Source organism: Sphingobacterium sp. xlx-96 (genome assembly GCF_011007365.1).
Classification (GTDB): domain Bacteria; phylum Bacteroidota; class Bacteroidia; order Sphingobacteriales; family Sphingobacteriaceae; genus Sphingobacterium; species Sphingobacterium luzhongxinii.
In genome coordinates this window covers 63,207-80,871 of sequence record NZ_WFKM01000017.1, presented here as the reverse complement: position 1 = coordinate 80,871, position 17,665 = coordinate 63,207, and the positions used below count along the sequence as shown (strand labels likewise).

The window sequence follows — 17,665 nt, the reverse complement described above, 5'->3', positions numbered from 1 at the left end:
TACCTCTCTCCTGTCGGACACCTCGTTGCCGCCTGCAAAAGCATTACCTATCTGCGGCTCTTTCTCTGGGTTTTGTTGGCGCTTGGCCTGTTCTTTGTCTATTGTTTGCCTATCCTTTGCCTCGGAGGCAACGAAATAACGAGCAAAAGCTGATAAATAAGTAAACAAAGTTCCTACTGGGTACCTGCCAGAACCTGGGCAAATACCACTTTTCCCCGATGAACTTCCGATCGTTCTCCGATCGCGCCCCGATGGTGACCGGGGATTCATCGGGGATCCATCGGGGATCGACCGTGTTTTGAAAGAATCAAGGCCGGACAAAGGCAGGCCTTGGGCAGAACGAAATCGTTCGTCTTGAGCCCGTTCTACCGACACTGCGCCCTACCTCCCGCTCGTCATTGCGATGAGCTTCGCGAATAAGCAACCCCGAAGGGCTCATCGTAGATAATCTATTGTTTTGTTCTATCGGGCGACTAGAAAGATCTTTGTCACTCTGTCCACAGGACAGTCCTTCCCCACCCCTAAAAAAATGTTTCATTTTTCAAGGTTTTAAATTGTTTTTCAATGGACTTGAAGAACTCGCTACACGAGGTTTTCGAGTTCATTAGTGTAACCTAATGAAGGCGGGACTGAGAGCTTATCCTATCAATAACCAACCATACCTAATCCTTGATCAGGCCACACCGTTCAACAAAATAGTTAACTGAATATCAAGAATGTGCTTAATTTAAATTCAAGTAAAATAATCGGTTTATAATGCACATCGCAAGAACTAGAAAAGTCATCAATAATGACTAAGCATCCGAAGCTACTCCGGGGCCGAAATAATGTTTTTTGTTCTTTTTTTTAAGCTCATACTCGCTATTGGTTAACGAGTCTTGCGTGGGTAGCTCTTTGATACATGTGGGGCTACAAACCGTCGTCACAATAAAGTTTCTCACGCCTTACACGACACGGAATTACAGCAGCGCCCACATCTACCATCTATGCAAATATAGCATAAAAGTATAGACATGGGTGTTTAATCTGCTGCCTTGCGTCGTGGCGTGAGAATATTGTGACGGCAAGACTCTTAGTTTAAACACCTAAGTTCTTTAGAAAACAAACGTTGTCTTCTATATAAATCAAAGACAAGTAATCTAATTACAAAAAAAGAATTAAATGTCGCTTTTTGTAATCTGGTAAGATTTCATATTTGACTTATGTCGAGTATAAACAGAGAGGTAATCACTAAAAACATACTTAAATTAATTGATGCTAATGGTATCGATGATAAAGACTTTGCAAACCTCATTGAGAAATCAACAAGAACATTAGCTAGAATTAGAAACGATGAAGCCCTATTTAATGTTGAAGCAATTAATATAGCAAGTTTATTTTTTAAAAAATCATTAACGGAATTAAACATTCCGGATATCCAGATTGAGGATAATTCTCGCAATACGCTTAAGGATATTCATAAAGATAATGTTTCTTACTATAGCCTGTTAGAAAAGCGTCCAAGTATTACTTATGCTATAATTCATTATTTATTAACTAACGAAGAGTTTTGTTCAAAGGGTATGATTGTCGACAAAATCAAAAAGCTTTTCGAATCATTTGGCTGGAAATATTCCAGTTCGTATATCTCTAGTTCAATGGTTAGGAATAATAAATATATAGCTTTTTCAGGCACCGAAATAGTTAACGGAAATGAGGTAAATATCTATAAAGCGAAGTAATTTATTTTTTTATAATTTTATGAAAAAGAAATATAGCCCATTTAACACAGTACTTCTACTGACTATATTATTCACTGTAGGATTCTTCAGTTGTCTAGCGCAACTTCCTCAAAATCTAACAAAAAGCGACTCGACACTCATAGAGAACTTCAACTATACAGTTAATGCTCCTCGACCAAATGAGGCAAAGGCTGTTGCTGTCTTAATGCCAGGATTGTATGACCATCCTTTATCTATTTTCTTTGAGTCAAACCTAGCCCAACTCCTTCATGACTTAAACTATGCTGTGATTATCCCTGTGCTTTCTCAAAAAGGAGATCGCTTTGATCTGTCTTCGAAGTCTGTCCTTCAATTAAGCGGCTTAATTAAACAGTACATTCATACGTCAAACTTACCACAGGATATACCTGTAATTTTAGGCGGGTTTTCAATAGGTGGCACAAGGGCTCTCAAAGCGTGCTCAGCTAATGACAGTCCAATGAAAGAGCTGAATATTAGCCATATCTTTGCTATAGATCCACCGCTGGACCTCAATAGGCTGCTGGCATCGGAAGCTAAATATGGTCAGACTTTTTTGAAAGAAGTGCTCGCAAAGGAAATTGGCCAACTAGATAACGAAAAACTCGCCTCACTATCGTTAGTTAATATCAACAACAGTGGGTCTATCGCTCCCCCTGCTATAAAAGGAGTCAAAGTAAAAATCTACAACGAACCTGCCATTGAATGGCAGATCGAAAGCCGTAAGAGAGACCTGCTGGATTTAAACTTATTGGACCAATCCGTCTACGTAAACTTTTTAAATCGAACCCATTCTGATGTCAACATTGAACTTGTGCTCAGTAAGATAGATGGTATGAGAAAACAGACTGGAGAAAGGAACCCGCACTCTTGGAACATAGTGGACACCGATGAATTTATTTATTGGATAAGTAATTGATATTCAGCAACTGCAAAGCAGAAATCGAACAACCTATCCGTCCCCTATTACTCGCCAACGCATTAAAATACCGCAACAGCACGAAAGGACTGCCAAAGATATCAACAAGAAAAAGGATGATAATGCGAGGTTTGTTTATGGGTTAAATCTATAAAGTATCTCGTCCTGAAATCACAATATTTCGCTTTAGCAATCGAATAGCGGAGACAACTTAAGTAAGTAGTTCTTAAATTAGTATTGAAACTTTGAAGAAACCGGAAGTTTAACGGGTACTAAATTGAGTCCTTCCTGAAATCTGATTCGGATGCATAGATCTAATCTTAATGATTTTTGAATTAAAGAATGTATCCCTTAGTTTCTAAATTATTAAACTATGGAAAAGAACACAATTTCATTATAGATTGTAAATACTAAGGCAGCAGGTATTGATGTCGGGTCCCGTATGCACGTTGTTGCTGTGGATCAAAATGTTGAGAATGTAAGATCCTATGGGGTCTACGCCAAAGATAATGATGATATGATTGAATATCTCAGCAGTCATGAAATTAGTACTGTAGCAATGGAAAGTACCGGTAGCTACTGGCAAACACTTTTTAGTGCTCTACAAAATTCAGGATTTGAAGTGATTTTAGTTTCAGGAAGTCAAACCAAAAATGTAAAGCTATAAACGTATAAGACCTCTTGCCAATAACTAGAAAAGTTTTTCTTGCCCCTTTAAGGAAGCCTTGAAAACAACGAGCTTTTCGCGTTGCATTAACAGCGTATGTATCTCCTAAAGAACTTGACTTGGCAATGCATAACAAATAGCCACATCTTGGTACTTCTGTGCATAATGGGCTGTCCGAATTTTACGAATAATAGCCAACTTACGATCTAGTGAAGATCTAAATTGATCGTTTTAATTGCTTAAATTCCATTTAAAACAACTTTAATTTTTATTCTTTTAAATAATTGAGTTATTTTCCACCTAGCGTATCTACACACAGGAGGGGATACAAAACAAAGAGTTAAAATTGCAGAGTTGCAAAATTGTAAATATCATTTTTATAGAAGGTAAATTAAAAGATCTGTTCAAATGATTAAATCAAGAAGAAAAACATTAATAAACAAAAAAGGGGCTGTCTCAAAAGAGACGGCCCCTTAACTATTTCACGTTTTGCTCTCCCATATAGCCTCCTTTCTATTATTACAATAGTTTCAAATTAACCTTGTATAAATGCAGATACGGGAATATAACCTTTGTTTTCTAAGAATTGTGCGTCTGGTACTTCTATTTTAAAGACATGACTCCCTTTTTTGAGTCTCCCCAATTCGATCACTCGAGTAGGTATCAGAGCACCTGGACACCAGTTTGAGAAAGATTGCCACTCCTTATCGGTACGCGGCTTACGTCCATAAATACCATTTCCTTGCGTATTATAAACCCGATATGGCTCACAACTTGGCTCTCCGGGAATGTAGTTCAGCACCAGCTTACCATCCAAGTAAACATTGTGGATGCGCCGGGTATATTCCTCCCCTCCTCTGTTAGCACCGTGATTCGATGTAATGAGATAAATTTTTGCATTCTCAATATTAGCGTCTAATACCAGTGTAATCTCTTTCACCGTTTTGCCTAAGGTATCCGTATTTTTATAGTTGTTCAATTTGTAATCATAAACAATACTCTTCATTTCAGTAAGCTTCTTTTTCTTGACATTTTTCTTATTTATAATAAATGATAAGTTACCAATAAACACATCCTTTCTACCTTCACAACCTTTCACCTCTTTTTGTGCCGCTGATGAAACACCAAACATGCTTAACCCGATATAAAAATCATACTGTGCATTCATTTTTTTATCCAACAATATTTGAGCAATATGATCGACATTCCAAATATAAGGAACCTCATTTGGGCTCTTATTTTTATCCATGAATGGTGTGATAAAACGGCCTATTTCAATATGAATAGCATCTTTACTATAAGTCTGTCCCTTTTCAACTAGTGCTAAAGACACATTGGCGATACGATCATAATTGTCACAAGCAGGTTTTAGGAGGACCTGCATTTCTAAAGTGCCATTTATTCTTTTCAGTTCAGGAGCAGTCAGTTTTCTGACATATGTTGTATTGGTCCGAATAATCTCAGGAGGAACTTGATAATCTACTAAATTGGCATATCCATCAAAGAATAAGGCATCTTTAAAAATTGATATATTATCTTTTTCTATTTCAGCTGCTTTTTGACTAAAACCACTTATAGTCAAAAATATCACAGCTGCCATTAGGTACTTCATATTTGTTTGGTCTATTTTATTATAATAACGTCGTTGAGGTAAATTATCGCTCAACGACGCAAATATATTATAATTCCTGAATATGTTAATTTCTACTTGGCCAGTTCTTTTTCAAGCATTTGTTTCAATGCTGGATTTGAGGGTCTAGGCGCATCCACACTCACTATTTTACCTTCTTTATCAAAGACCATAAAACGAGGGATACTGGTAATCTTATAATCATCCGATATCTTAGACTTTGCTCCGGCAAAAAGCTGAACTCCACCTAAGTCTGCATCGTTGACCATTTTGGACCATTTTTCTTTATCCTTCAGTTCGTCTACAGATATACTGATAATTACGACATCCTTTCCCTCCATTTCCTCTTCTATTTTTTTTAGAGCAGGTATTTCCTTCTTACATGGACCACACCATGTTGCCCATACATCTACCAGGACTACTTTTCCTTTTTGGCCACTTAACGACACCATCTTCCCATGGACATCTGGATATTCGAAATCAGAAGCTATCCCTCCGGGCTTTTTCTCGTAAAACCGGGCTCCTGAATTTTCAGCTCGCCTTTTTTGACTTTCTGTTTTAAAGTACTGCCCATAATTATTCATCATGTCCGTATAATGATCATATGTTTTTATTTTCGGTATTTGAGTATACAATATATATTCAGCTTTTTGACGATCAGTGGCCAACAGCCCGAGCTTTCCAGCCATATCCAAATTATTGTCTGAAGCAAAATCAACATACTCTTTTAAGTAACTTTTACCATAATGGACACTAAATAATTTATCATTTGGAAATTTATTTTTGCTTACAATAGAACCATAATAAGCAGGGTAATCCTCTTTTTTAGGAGTGGGTGCCCATGGAGTGGATGGCAACCGCAGGAAACTCAGTGCATAAAAATCAATATCATAAGTAGTAACCTCTTTCATCAATTCATTAAAATAGAGGTTATTTGTTCTTATCCCTTTCCTAAATTCATCAGTTTGTGAAGCGATTGCAGTCAGTTCAGGAAAAAAATCTTTGTAGCTGCTCAAATCTGATTTAGATAAAATAGTCATAGGGTGAACTGACATTCTTTTTATTTTTTTTGTAAAAGTCAACCATTTGTCCAGAACTATATTTTCAGGGGTATTTTCGCCAGTAAATTCGGCGTGTACACCATCAATTGTCAGTTCTGCTTTATCAGCTGGCTTAAGATAAACAGGAAACTGTCCTTTTGAGATATCTGGAGATCCTAGAACATAAAAGCCTTCAGATTCAGGAATAAATAAAAAGCCAAAGAAACCATTTTTAGATAGATTGCTTGTCGCAATTACTTTTGGCTCTCCATCTTCTATTTTCATCAAAGAGATATTGTCTTTTATACTTGCGTGTTCTGCTTTTACGGTTCCGCGTATTTCACTTACTTGAGCAACGGTTGCTGTAAATCCAACGAGCAAGGCAGCTGATAAAATTATTTTTTTCATTTGAATAAGTTTTTTACCCTGTGACAAGGTATAATGAATTTTATATTGATAGTAATTAAATATAGGTCGAAGATTTTTAATATAGAAAATAACTTCGGTATTATTTTGCTAATACCGCCTCAAGCATAGTTTTCAACTATCGATCAGAAGCATATGGATTATAAGCTTTTATAATTCGGCCTTCTTTATCAAAAAGCATAAATCTTGGAATGTTCTTTATTTTATATTATTGACCGATCTCGTTCTTCAGGCGTATAGCAACTGGAAACATGATATCCTTTCTTTTAAAAATACGGATGACAAGTGGTAGGGCGAAAACTAAAAGTAATTGAAATAATATAATGTCTTTCAATGTGATTAATTTGGTTTTGAACCCCATCTCCTCTACCATATAAATAAACATAAACTTTAATACAGCATTTTTTTCTTTCGGGGATGTTTCAAAGGAAAACGTCTTACCAAAAAAAACAATAAATGAAATATCTCAAGACAGAGGCAGAATATTAAACCGAGCCATGGCCCAACAGGCGTTGGTAAGAGACAGCGAAGTCCCTAACAGCTGATGCACAGAATGTTGCTTGACCAATCTGACTTTTAGGGAGTGTGTTTTTTATCTCTTCAAAGATCCATTTTCCCAGTTCGTTGATAACAGGCAGTGATTCGGTCAGACGGATTTCTTTGATCTGTTTGGCGTCAAGCTCACCTTCTTTGACGCGACTTTCTATAGCGTAAAGTTTTTGAATCATGAATAATGCCTTTTCAGCTCTTTGCTTATCATTATCCAGTGCTTTTTCAAACTCATTGCGCACATGTGCCCAGCAAGCAAGGTGTGTCACCTCTTTCTTTTTACCGTATTTTTCATACACTGCATAACCATGAGCAAGAGGATCCATCCGACAATATGTCGAATGGATCCTCTTGCTCGTTTTGATAAGATGTTATATCCCAACCGAGTTCAAAGTACGTTTTTTAAACGACTACTCGTATCCGGGATTTTGTTTCAGATTAGGATTATTGTCAATCTGATTAATGGGGATCGCAAATAGTTCCCGATTCACATCTTTGGTTGCTTTATGATCCCACCAAGTGCCGTTGATAAATTCTCCAAAACGAATTAGATCCGTTCGTCTTTTGCCTTCGAAAATAAACTCTCTTCCTCTTTCTGCCAAAAGCTCTTTCAAAGTCAAGGTGGTGACAGTGTATTTTTCGGTTGGCCAATCTGTTTGATCAAAAGCGCGTTTACGAGATTCGTTAATTAAATTCACAGCTTCACTCGTAGCGACATCTCCATTTTTACGCATGAGAGCCTCTGCTTTATTAAAATAAATTTCCGTCAAGCGATACAGGATATAATCATTTTCCAAATAATTAGGTTCATCCAAAGTTCCTGATTTGTATTTATGGAAACGAGCTCCAGAATTTTCCTCCCCTTGTGTCATTGATCCTTGTGAGGTTAAGTCTCCCTCGCTTTCTCTCCTGATCGTATTAACATAAGCGAAGGGTTTGCCGTCCCACTCTTCTGTGCCTAGAATAGGTATAGTGGTGCCGTATTTATATTGAGGGCCAAACAAAAACCACTGTTTTTTACGAAGATCATTCGCTGCATATGCGTCGAAAGCACTTGGAATTACGACGAAAGCATTCCATCCGCCATAAGCTACTTTCAAGACATCCTTCATGTTGTCATATCCCATAAAGAATCCGCCCCAACCAAAATTCAACCCTCCCCTTCTACTAAATTGAAACTGGAACAGAGATTCTTTATGAAAATCGTTCGCGTTGGAAAAAACGGAGTTAATATCTGCGCTAAGCTGAGGAATGCCATCAATCCCGCCTCCTTCGCCCAAGATAATTTTATTGCAGGCGGCAATACAATCGTCCCACCTTGCTGTACCGGTCCATTTCTCGGCATTCAAATACAACTCTGCCAACATGGCATAAGCCGATGCTTTAGAAACCTGACCTATAGTTTCTCGACTTGTCAGAGGCAACTGATCAATATTATTGTTGATTTCGCTCTCTATAAACTTGAAAACTTCGGCGCGCGACTTTGTCTCGGGGTTGATCGGATCGCCGACTTTAGTAGCGATAGGCACATTACCCCACATATCCATGATTTTCAAGTAATGAAAGGCACGAAGGACCTTTAGTTGTGCTAAGATAGTAAGCCCTTCGTTTTCTGTCATACCTATTTTAGGCAAATTAAGACCTTGTATATCATTAATCGCATTATTGACGTAGCCTACCCCTTCCCACATTCCCCTCCAGGCATTACGAATACGAGACTCATTACTTGTCCAAGTATGGCAGTGCATACGAATATGATCGCCAGAATCGTAGCCATGCTTCCCTTTCTGCGGCCAAGCCAACTGATCAGCGGATAACTCGGAGTGGTAATAATACCCACTACCACCTGTAGGAGCTAACCACGACTGCATGTGCGTGTACGGGCGAAGCGCCGCCTGCATAACCTCTAATTTATTACTATAAAAGTTATCCGCTTTTATTTCGCTATATACTTTCTCCTGTAAATCTGTACAGCTGAGGAACGTCCCTCCTATTAAAGCTGATGATATAAGTCCTACTATTAATCTATTAGATCTTTTCATTTGTCTATCTTTTTTATTTAGAAACCAACATTTAAACCTATAGTCCATGACTGTGTTCTTGGGTAAAAGGTACGGGTATCAATACCAGCATCAAACCCGGTATCCTGCAACTCGGGATCCAATCCTTTGTAGCTTGTAATAGTAGCTAAATTTCGTGCAGAGGCATATAGGTAGAGATTTCTCACATAATTATTTTGCATCTTGAAATTGTAACCAAAAGTGATGTTATCCAGTTTCAAGAACGATCCATTCTCTAAGTAATAATCGGAATATTGAGGATCATCATTAATTTTTTTATTTCTATCAAAAGCACTCTCAAATACGTTATTCGGTAGCCACTTCTGATTACCAAAAAACATATCGGCAGTGTTCAAAATGTCGTATTTAAACTTACCTCTGAAAAATACGGTTAAGTCAAAACCTTTATAGGAAAACCGATTGGATAAGGATGCCTGAAATTTAGGTACACCATTACCGATATAGGCCAGATCATTTTCATTGATTTCTGATGCTCTTCCTGTAGAGCCGTCGGCTTTATAAAACAACCACTTCCCTTCGTCGGTAAAACCAGCAAAACGTTTACCGTAGAATGATCCGATCTCTCCGCCCTCTTCCAAACGAATAGCATCACCTAAGTTGCCCGGAGAAGGAAGCCCGCCAAAAGTCATCCAACTACTCTTAAAACGGTCATTAGACATTTTAGTTAGATTGTTTTTTTGGTAGTTTCCAGTAAAATTGATATCCCACTGAAAGTCATTTCTCTGCATTGCAGTTGCTGAAAGCTGTAGCTCGATACCCTTATTGGATACTTCGCCAACGTTGTACCAGATTAAGTTTTTCACAAAAGCCGGCTGTTGCGCTGTGTATTCGTTTAACAAGTCTTTAGTTTTCCTATTATACACATCAACACTACCCGTGATACGATTATCCAATAGACCGAAATCAAGACCAATATTTAACTCGGCTTTTTGTTCCCATTTTAAATTAAGATTAGGGTTCGACGAGGGGCCATAAGTTTGATAGTAATTTCCATTTTGAGGATATACACCTCCAGTAGATAATAAAATCAAAGACTTATAGTTAGGAAATCCTTGGTTACCGGTAACACCATAACCAATTCGTATCTTAAGATCATTCACGATATCCCTATTGGAAAAAAACTCTTCATTACTGATATTCCAACCGGCGGAAACAGCGGGAAAATTCCCCCATTTATTATTATCGCCAAAACGAGAAGATCCTTCGCGACGTAGTATAGCCGTTAAAAAGTAACGAGAATCGTATGTATAATTAACACGTCCGAAAAATGATATTAATTTATTATCCTCTTTGAAGGATCCCAATCCAGGTCGCGGAAGTTTGTCGTTAGATATAGCTGTACCAGCGCCTATATTCCAGTCGAGAAAAGCATCTGTGGTAAAACCACTGTTGGACATCTCAAACCACTCTAAGGTAGAATATTGATAACTATAGCCTAATAACCCCGTAACCTCGTGTTTATCTGCAAACTTCTTTTTGTAATCCGCAGTAATCTCAAATGTTTTACTGTCATTCATTTCGTTCCTCTTGTATGCATAGGCTGTACCCAAATAAGGAGAGTTAGGCCGCTGATCCCAGTCTTTAATGGATCGAAACTGTCTATCGTTCCAACTGTCGCGTACATAAGAACCAAAAGCAGAAACGCTTAAAGACGCTATAATCTGTAACTTTAAGCGGGCATCGCCCGAAAATGTCTGCTGGTTACGTTCTTCAATTCTATTCGCCAAACGGCTTAGCGGATTGAAGTTGTTGTATCCCTGTGTTTCGTAAAAAGATCCATCCTCGTTATATATCGGCGCGGTAGGATTACGCTGTATAGCTTGTTCAAAATACTCGGTCTTACCACCCAATAGATCCGCTTTGTTAAAATTAGCCGCTATATTGGTAGCGAAAGTAAGTCGCTCATTTAAACCTGTTTGTGTAAAACTCAGACGGCCACCAAACTGCTCTCTTTCGTTTTGCTTGGCAATGCCTTTGGCATCTTGATAGTTTAAAGAAGCTCTATAGGTAGATTTATCACTACCGCCACTCGCACTAAAATTATGAAAATGAGAAAAATTATCTTTGTTAATCAGCTCGTTATAAAGATCTGTACTGTGTCCGATATCTAGCGAGGGACGATTCTGCCCCTCAACAACTAATGCTCTAAATCGATCTGCTGAAAGCATAGACGGCCTTCTAGCGACAGACTCTATTTGCCCGTAGGTTTGATAATCAAAAAAAGATGTTCCTGCTTTTCCTCTTTTGGTAGTTATTAAGATAACACCACCATTGCCCCTAGTTCCATAGATTGCTGCTGCCGAACCATCTTTAAGCACGTCAATAGACTCGATATCGCCCTGTTTAACTAAATCCAAGTTACCTCCAGGTATACCATCGATAACAATCAAAGGCGAATTTCCTCCCTTCATAGAGGCCATGCCACGTAATTGGATACTGGAGCCAGAATTGGGATTGCTACCTTGTGTACGTGTAATGTTCAATCCCGCGACTTTGCCCTGCACTAGATCCATCGGGCTCCGCATGCCTCCTTGATTAAAGTCTTTCTCTTTTATGGAAGCAACAGCTGAAGTAATCTCGCTCTTTCTCTGTGAACCATAACCAACCACCACTACTTCGTCCAGTGTTGAGCTATCGGCAGTTAATGTGATAGTTAGAGCGGAGCCAGAAACTGTAATCTCACGAGCGGTATAGCCCATGTAAGAAACTATTAAAATCTCCCCGACTGCGGCTTGTATTTGAAAACGCCCATTTGAATCGGTCTGTGTAGCAACTTTGCCTCCTTTTAAAGAAACTGTGACTCCAATAAGAGGTTCTCCTGTCTCTCCATCATGAACAACCCCCGAAACAGACTGAACACTTTGTGCCACAGAAAATCCACTGGCTGAAAATTTGGGGGTCGTCAGTGCATAAATCGGACTGACATCGGTGCTGAATAGAGCGAATGGTAGTAATAGCCAGGAATTTCTCTTGGTTTTAAAATTGATAAATTTTCTCATAAGTAATCGGTTAGTGCTTGTACATAAGTTTAGTTTGTTAAAAATAATTGTTAATCAAAATAACAACTCCTACGATGGTTTTATTATTTAGTAAGTCTATATTATAAACTATAAATGCACTTCAAATCGGGTTAAAAAAACCACTTGAACACATACTAACTACCAAATTCTGCTCCTCGCTGCTTTGAATCAAATAAAAGGAAATACAGCTTCAGAAGCTCAAGACACCTTCTCCTTTATCCCAAATAATTTGTTGCAAAAGATTACATCTAAAACAACCATATTTGGATCCGTGATGCGAGAAAAGCTAAACTTCAGTTAGTTATTATATACATTAATAATGAGCTGAAGTACTTCAAATAATTAGCAATTTGAAGATACGGCTCATTGTCAAATGAACTTGTTAATCAAATGTTATTCGCTTGTTAACAACTTGTTAATAGATAGAAATTAGGTGCTTGGTGCCCTAAAAATGAACCCGACTTTATAAACGGTTTCTAGCTGTACATTACGAGAGTAAGACAATAACTTGCGTATTCGAGAAACAAAAACATCTAAGCTTCGGCCAAGAAAGTAGTCGTTCTCGCCCCAAACAGCCAACAAGATGTCTTCTCTCCTCAAAACACGATTTGTATTTAAGGCAAAATATTTCCAAACCTCAAACTCTCGCTCTGTTAGGCTGACCTGGTGTTTGTTGGGAAATGATAACATCATTTGATCTTGGAGCAATCGAATATCTCCAATAATCAAATCAGAAGTTTGACGCACCTGTTGACGGTTTATAATATTATGAATACGCCAGGAAAGCTCTTCAATATCGAATGGTTTTGTAACGTAATCTTCTCCGCCAAGCTTTAATCCTCGGATCTTACTTTCTTTATTATCTCGAGCTGTTAAAAATATAAATCGCTGTTGAGGATAGATTAACAGTACCTTTCGTAGCAACTCAAAACCATCCATATCGGGCATCTGAATATCTACCAAAAGAAGGTTAAAAGTATTCAATTGTAATGAGGACAAAGCTTCTGTAGCGTTTTTGCTCCAGGTGATATCAAACCCGGATGATCGCAAGTAATAGGTAGTCTGCTCGCCGAGGTCTAAATCGTCTTCTATCAAAAGAATCTTGTTTTTCATAATGTACTTTATTTATACTTTGGGATTGTAATTTTAAAAGTAGTACCTGTATTCAGTTTGGATCTAACCTCAATTGTCCAATTATGTGTAACAACCAACCGTCTTACATAATAAAGACCTAAGCCTATACCACCCCGATTTCTAGATGTTTTACCTTGATAAAAACGATCAAATACCCGCTTTTGATCTTCTTCTGAAATACCTATACCATTATCGGATACAGATAACGACAATCTATCATCTATTTCTTTTAGTTCCACTATTACTTGAATAAAGTCAGAATCATTAAACTTGACCGCATTTTGAACCAAATTAATTAAAACAGTTGTAAAAAGAAACAAGTTGTATTTGATGTAAAGGTCTTTTGCCTCTAAATGCGAGTGAATAATGATCTTCTCGTTCAGTTGGAATTTTAACCGAAGATCATTTAATACAGTCTCAAGATCTTGAACTATGGGCTGCTCTGTCTTCTCAATGCATACTGGATCAAACATGCTCGCGTAGATAACCTTATCCATGAGGTTGTTTAAACGATCTGATTGCCTCTCGATAATAGACAAGCCCGATATTATGGTGTCCATACGCAGTTTATCTACTGCTTCACGTTGAAGGTTCTTAACACAGACTTTAATGGTCGATATCGGGGTTTTATATTCATGGGTTATGCTATTGACAAAATCACTGATTATTTCGTTCATTTTTTTTTGCTTTATCCAATTGTTGAATGTTACAAAGTATACAAATAACAGGAGTAGAATACTGATACCTGAAAGAAATAATAGCGGTAAAATCCCAATGAGGGTATGCCAAATAGCGTGATCTTGTTGAATATACAATGCAAAACCAAACCTGTAGGTATAAGGAATCGGATCGGAAACGGTAATAGTGGATACTAGGCTGGAAGGATGAACAATATCCCATTTGCCCGAAAGTAAGGTTGGTTGAAAAGCTTGATCGGGTTTTTACCCAAAAGGTAGATACTCTTTGCCATCAAAAGTGATCAAAAAGGTGTGTATCACTAATGTGTGGTCAATAGTATCGGCATCTAAACCTTGCTCAAGGTAAATATTGTACAGGAGGGAATCGATGTTATTATCTTTTTTCAAAGCTACTAGAATGTCTCGATAGAGATCATTACTGATAGTATAAAGTTTTGAACTGTTTGCTTGATGTAGCATTTCCAGTTCTTTTAGCATTTCTACCGACAGGATGCTATCAATGATATGTTGCCCTCCTGGAAATAGCTTATCATTAATGATGGCTTTTTCATACGCAGCCTTTATCCGCTCTTTCTCAACGCGAAATAGCTCGGTATTTTTGGTCTCGTATGCGTCTGAAATAAGCTTATAATGCAGTCCTAATAAAATAATAAAACAGAGGCTTGCCGTAACTTTTAACATAGTACTGGACAACAAGCGCTCTTTCGTCTTCTTTAGCATGAAATAATTAGTTAGTATTTCTCAAACCTAAATAAATCGCATAATATTTACCAATAACGTGTTACAAAAGCAGCACTATTAACAAGTCGTTAACAATCCGGAGGAATCAGTTCTTTAGTTTTTTTCTCATTTTGCATAAAGAAAGCTTTTAATAAAGTTCGTAATGATGAAAATGCTAAATATTGATTAATATAAACGGTTTTATGAAAACATTTCAAATTATTGAATCAAATGAAAACTATGATGCAATAGTTGTAGGTTCGGGGGCTGGAGGTGGTATGGCAGGATATATACTTGCCCATGCTGGCTTAAAGGTACTTATGCTCGAGGCAGGGCCTTTTTACGACCCAGCGATAGACGCTTTACAGCTCCGCTGGCCATGGGAATCACCGAGAAGAGGGGCTAGCACAACTAGGCCGTTTGGTGATTTTGATGCCGCATATGGTGGTTGGCAAATAGATGGCGAGCCTTACAGCAAAACAAATGGGACAGAATTTGAATGGTTTCGAGCCCGGATGTTAGGTGGAAGAACTAACCACTGGGGCAGAATTTCGTTACGAATGGGCCCCGATGACTTTCAACCAAAGGATGACCTCACTGACGCATGGCCGATTACCTACGATGAAGTGAAGCCTTATTACGATCGCATAGACCGTATGATAGGTATTTACGGTACTGTAGAAGGTATACATAATGAACCTGATGGGATTTTCTTAAAACCACCTAAACCACGCTTGAATGAGCTCTACATCCGTAAAGGAGGTGCAAAAGCTGGAGTCCCAGTAATTGCAGGCCGCGGTTCTGTACTGACAGAGCCTTTGCCCGGAGCGAAAGACCGAGGCACATGTTTCTATTGCGGGCAATGTGGCCGGGCATGTAAGGTATATGGCGACTTTTCGTCTTCATCGTGCTTGGTTATTCCAGCGATGAAAACTGGGAATCTCAAGGTTATTGATAATGCCATGGTACGGGAAGTACTGACAAATGACGAAGGGCAAGCTATCGGTGTTTCTTATGTGGATACTAAAGACCTGCAAGAGTATACTGTAAAAGGTAAAAAGATAATATTAGGAGCTAGTGCGTGTGAAAGTGCACGTTTAATGCTGAATTCTAAATCAACGGCGCACCCTAACGGTATTGGAAATAGCTCAGGCTTGGTGGGGAGATATCTACACGACTCGACAGGAGCCGGTCTTAGTGGTTTTCTTCCTCAACTCCTAGATAGAAAAAGGTACAATGAGGATGGTGTTGGTAGCGTACACATATACTCACCCTGGTGGTTAGACAACAAAAAACTAGATTTCCCCAGAGGGTATCATATTGAATATGGAGGAGGAATGCGGATGCCGTCCTACGGAATTTTTGGTGGAACAGCTGAGTTGGGAGATAAAATCCCTAGTAAAGACGGAAAACCAATGGGAGAAATGGGATATGGCAGTGGATTGAAAGAACAATATAGACGTTTTTATGGTTCAAATGTGGGTATGGCCGGTCGCGGTACAGCGATAGAAAGAATAGACAACTACTGCGAAATAGACCCTAATAAGGTGGATAAATTCGGTATTCCAATATTGCGTTTCAATTATAAATGGGCAAATGAGGAAATTCTCCAAGCGAAGCACATGCAAGAAACTTTCCAATCTATTATGCACGAAATGGGTGCAGTTATAACATCTAAAATACATGGCGCAGATACACTCTATGGTCTAGAAGCTCCAGGGAAAATCATACATGAAGGCGGTACGACACGTATGGGAAATGATCCAAAAAAATCTGTGTTAAACAAATGGGGACAGGCACATGACTGCAAAAATCTATACGTGGTAGATGCAGGACCTTTTGTACAACAGGGAGACAAAAACCTAACATGGACTATCCTAGCCCTCTCTATGCGTACGGCAGAATACATACTTGAAGAAAATAAAAAATTAAACAGCTAATGCTATGAATAGAAGAGATTCACTAAAAGCACTTGGTTTTCTAGCAGCAGGAACTGGAATTCTTACAAAATCTTGTAGCCAAGAAAAACAAAGCAATAGTTCGAATGCAACAAAAAATCTTAACGATAAGTTGCCCGGTATTCAAGACTTTGAACATGAAAGAAATTTAAACTTATACGAAGAGCAGTTTTTTTCTGAACATGAGATGGCTACCATTGCAATACTGGCAGACTATATTATTCCAAAGGACGACTTTTCAGGGAGTGCTTCGGAAGCTGGCGTGCCCGATTTTATAGAGTTTATGGTTAAAGATATGCCAGAATATAAAACGCCGATGCGAGGCGGGCTAAAATGGATAGATATCCGTTGCCAAAAAAAATTTGGGCAGGCATTTAAGAACTGTAAAGAAAACCAGCAGGTAGCCCTCTTGGATGAGATCGCTTTTCCTTCGAAAAACAATCCTGAAGTGGAGCAAGGTGTTAATTTTTTTAAGACTCTACGGAATTTAACCGCATCAGGATTTTATACCTCGAAGATTGGAATTGATGATTTAGGTTATGTGGGCAACAAACCGGGAGTTTGGACTGGTGTGCCGGAAGACGTATTGAAAGAGCATGGATTTAGTACGAATGAGGGGTAAATAGAAGCTTATGTGATTTCCAAAGGTTATTAAATCCAAATGGGAATGTCCCACCGTCGAATGTGTAACGCCTATTGGGGAGGATAAGGTAATAGCCTCTATAACAAAAAAGATAGGTATTGTCTTTTCCAAACCAATGAAAGATGGCACCTCGATAAAGTTTTCCGAAAAAGGTAGAGCGTACTTTCCTCTCGAAAAGATCATAGGTTTTAGCGAAGACAGAAAGACGCTATGGCTTGAATTGAATATCCAGAAAGATAAAGCGTACGAATTTGTCGTTACCGATAGGGCATTCCAGTCTGAAGATGGATACCCTCTAAAAGAGACAGAATATTTAATTCAATTTGAGATATGTAACCTGGCATCGTTATCATTAATCTTTATTTAAAGATTGATCAACAATTTATTAAAGACCAGTGCGTCATATTTGACCTTAAGATTTGATTATAGCAGGATAATTGT

The 17,665-nt window shown here is 38.3% G+C and carries 16 protein-coding genes; 6 read left to right on the top strand and 10 right to left on the bottom strand.

Going from position 1 to position 17,665, the window contains the following annotated elements:
• Both G7B20_RS19240 and G7B20_RS19235 read right to left on the bottom strand, forming a co-directional pair.
• On the bottom strand, positions 1 to 270 hold a 270-nt coding region (locus tag G7B20_RS19240), incomplete at its 3' end, for a hypothetical protein (protein WP_164113045.1).
• Between the two features lie 37 nt (positions 271 to 307).
• The gene (locus G7B20_RS19235; protein ID WP_164113044.1) at positions 308 to 538 is read right to left on the bottom strand and encodes a hypothetical protein; all 231 of its coding nucleotides are present in this window, start codon (positions 536 to 538) and stop codon (positions 308 to 310) included.
• Positions 539 to 1,202: 664 nt separating this feature from the next.
• On the opposite strand from G7B20_RS19235, the gene G7B20_RS19230 reads away from it, so the two are divergent.
• From G7B20_RS19230 to G7B20_RS19220, 3 genes are all read left to right on the top strand, one after another.
• Entirely contained in the window at positions 1,203 to 1,721 is a 519-nt protein-coding gene (locus G7B20_RS19230) for a hypothetical protein (protein WP_164113043.1), read from the top strand.
• 19 nt (positions 1,722 to 1,740) lie between these two features.
• Positions 1,741 to 2,658 carry a hypothetical protein gene (locus tag G7B20_RS19225; protein ID WP_164113042.1) on the top strand — a complete coding sequence of 306 codons (918 nt, stop codon included), beginning with the start codon at positions 1,741 to 1,743 and terminating at the stop codon, positions 2,656 to 2,658.
• Positions 2,659 to 3,058: 400 nt separating this feature from the next.
• On the top strand, positions 3,059 to 3,325 hold the full coding sequence (locus G7B20_RS19220) for an IS110 family transposase (protein ID WP_317164284.1): 267 nt from the start codon (positions 3,059 to 3,061) through the stop codon (positions 3,323 to 3,325).
• A gap of 535 nt (positions 3,326 to 3,860) precedes the next feature.
• Here the strand turns inward: G7B20_RS19220 and G7B20_RS19215 are convergent.
• The 8 genes from G7B20_RS19215 to G7B20_RS19180 all read right to left on the bottom strand — a co-directional run bounded on the left by G7B20_RS19215 (position 3,861) and on the right by G7B20_RS19180 (position 14,623).
• Entirely contained in the window at positions 3,861 to 4,937 is a 1,077-nt protein-coding gene (locus G7B20_RS19215; RefSeq protein ID WP_164113040.1) for a peptide-N-glycosidase F-related protein, read from the bottom strand.
• Between the two features lie 92 nt (positions 4,938 to 5,029).
• A complete protein-coding gene (locus G7B20_RS19210) occupies positions 5,030 to 6,403 on the bottom strand; it encodes a TlpA family protein disulfide reductase (protein WP_164113039.1) in 1,374 nt (457 codons plus the stop codon).
• A gap of 503 nt (positions 6,404 to 6,906) precedes the next feature.
• Positions 6,907 to 7,296, bottom strand: a complete 390-nt coding sequence (locus tag G7B20_RS19205) for an IS66 family transposase (RefSeq protein ID WP_240466038.1) — start codon at positions 7,294 to 7,296, stop codon at positions 6,907 to 6,909.
• Positions 7,297 to 7,380: 84 nt separating this feature from the next.
• Positions 7,381 to 9,012, bottom strand: coding sequence for a RagB/SusD family nutrient uptake outer membrane protein (locus G7B20_RS19200; RefSeq protein ID WP_164113038.1), 1,632 nt, complete (start codon positions 9,010 to 9,012; stop codon positions 7,381 to 7,383).
• 17 nt (positions 9,013 to 9,029) lie between these two features.
• Entirely contained in the window at positions 9,030 to 12,050 is a 3,021-nt protein-coding gene (locus tag G7B20_RS19195; RefSeq protein ID WP_164113037.1) for a SusC/RagA family TonB-linked outer membrane protein, read from the bottom strand.
• Between the two features lie 450 nt (positions 12,051 to 12,500).
• Entirely contained in the window at positions 12,501 to 13,184 is a 684-nt protein-coding gene (locus G7B20_RS19190) for a response regulator transcription factor (RefSeq protein ID WP_164113036.1), read from the bottom strand.
• Positions 13,185 to 13,192: 8 nt separating this feature from the next.
• Positions 13,193 to 13,882 (bottom strand): sensor histidine kinase, encoded by a 690-nt coding sequence (locus tag G7B20_RS19185; protein WP_164113035.1) that lies wholly within the window; start codon positions 13,880 to 13,882, stop codon positions 13,193 to 13,195.
• 264 nt (positions 13,883 to 14,146) lie between these two features.
• Entirely contained in the window at positions 14,147 to 14,623 is a 477-nt protein-coding gene (locus G7B20_RS19180) for a hypothetical protein (protein ID WP_164113034.1), read from the bottom strand.
• A 203-nt stretch (positions 14,624 to 14,826) separates the two neighbouring features.
• Here G7B20_RS19180 and G7B20_RS19175 point away from each other — a divergent pair, with 203 nt between their 5' ends.
• The 3 genes from G7B20_RS19175 (at position 14,827) to G7B20_RS19165 (ending at position 17,591) form a co-directional block, all read left to right on the top strand.
• The gene (locus G7B20_RS19175) at positions 14,827 to 16,563 is read left to right on the top strand and encodes a GMC oxidoreductase (RefSeq protein WP_164113033.1); all 1,737 of its coding nucleotides are present in this window, start codon (positions 14,827 to 14,829) and stop codon (positions 16,561 to 16,563) included.
• A 4-nt stretch (positions 16,564 to 16,567) separates the two neighbouring features.
• Positions 16,568 to 17,203, top strand: coding sequence for a gluconate 2-dehydrogenase subunit 3 family protein (locus G7B20_RS19170; protein WP_164113032.1), 636 nt, complete (start codon positions 16,568 to 16,570; stop codon positions 17,201 to 17,203).
• Between the two features lie 136 nt (positions 17,204 to 17,339).
• The gene (locus G7B20_RS19165; RefSeq protein ID WP_164113031.1) at positions 17,340 to 17,591 is read left to right on the top strand and encodes a hypothetical protein; all 252 of its coding nucleotides are present in this window, start codon (positions 17,340 to 17,342) and stop codon (positions 17,589 to 17,591) included.
• Positions 17,592 to 17,665 lie beyond the last annotated feature (74 nt).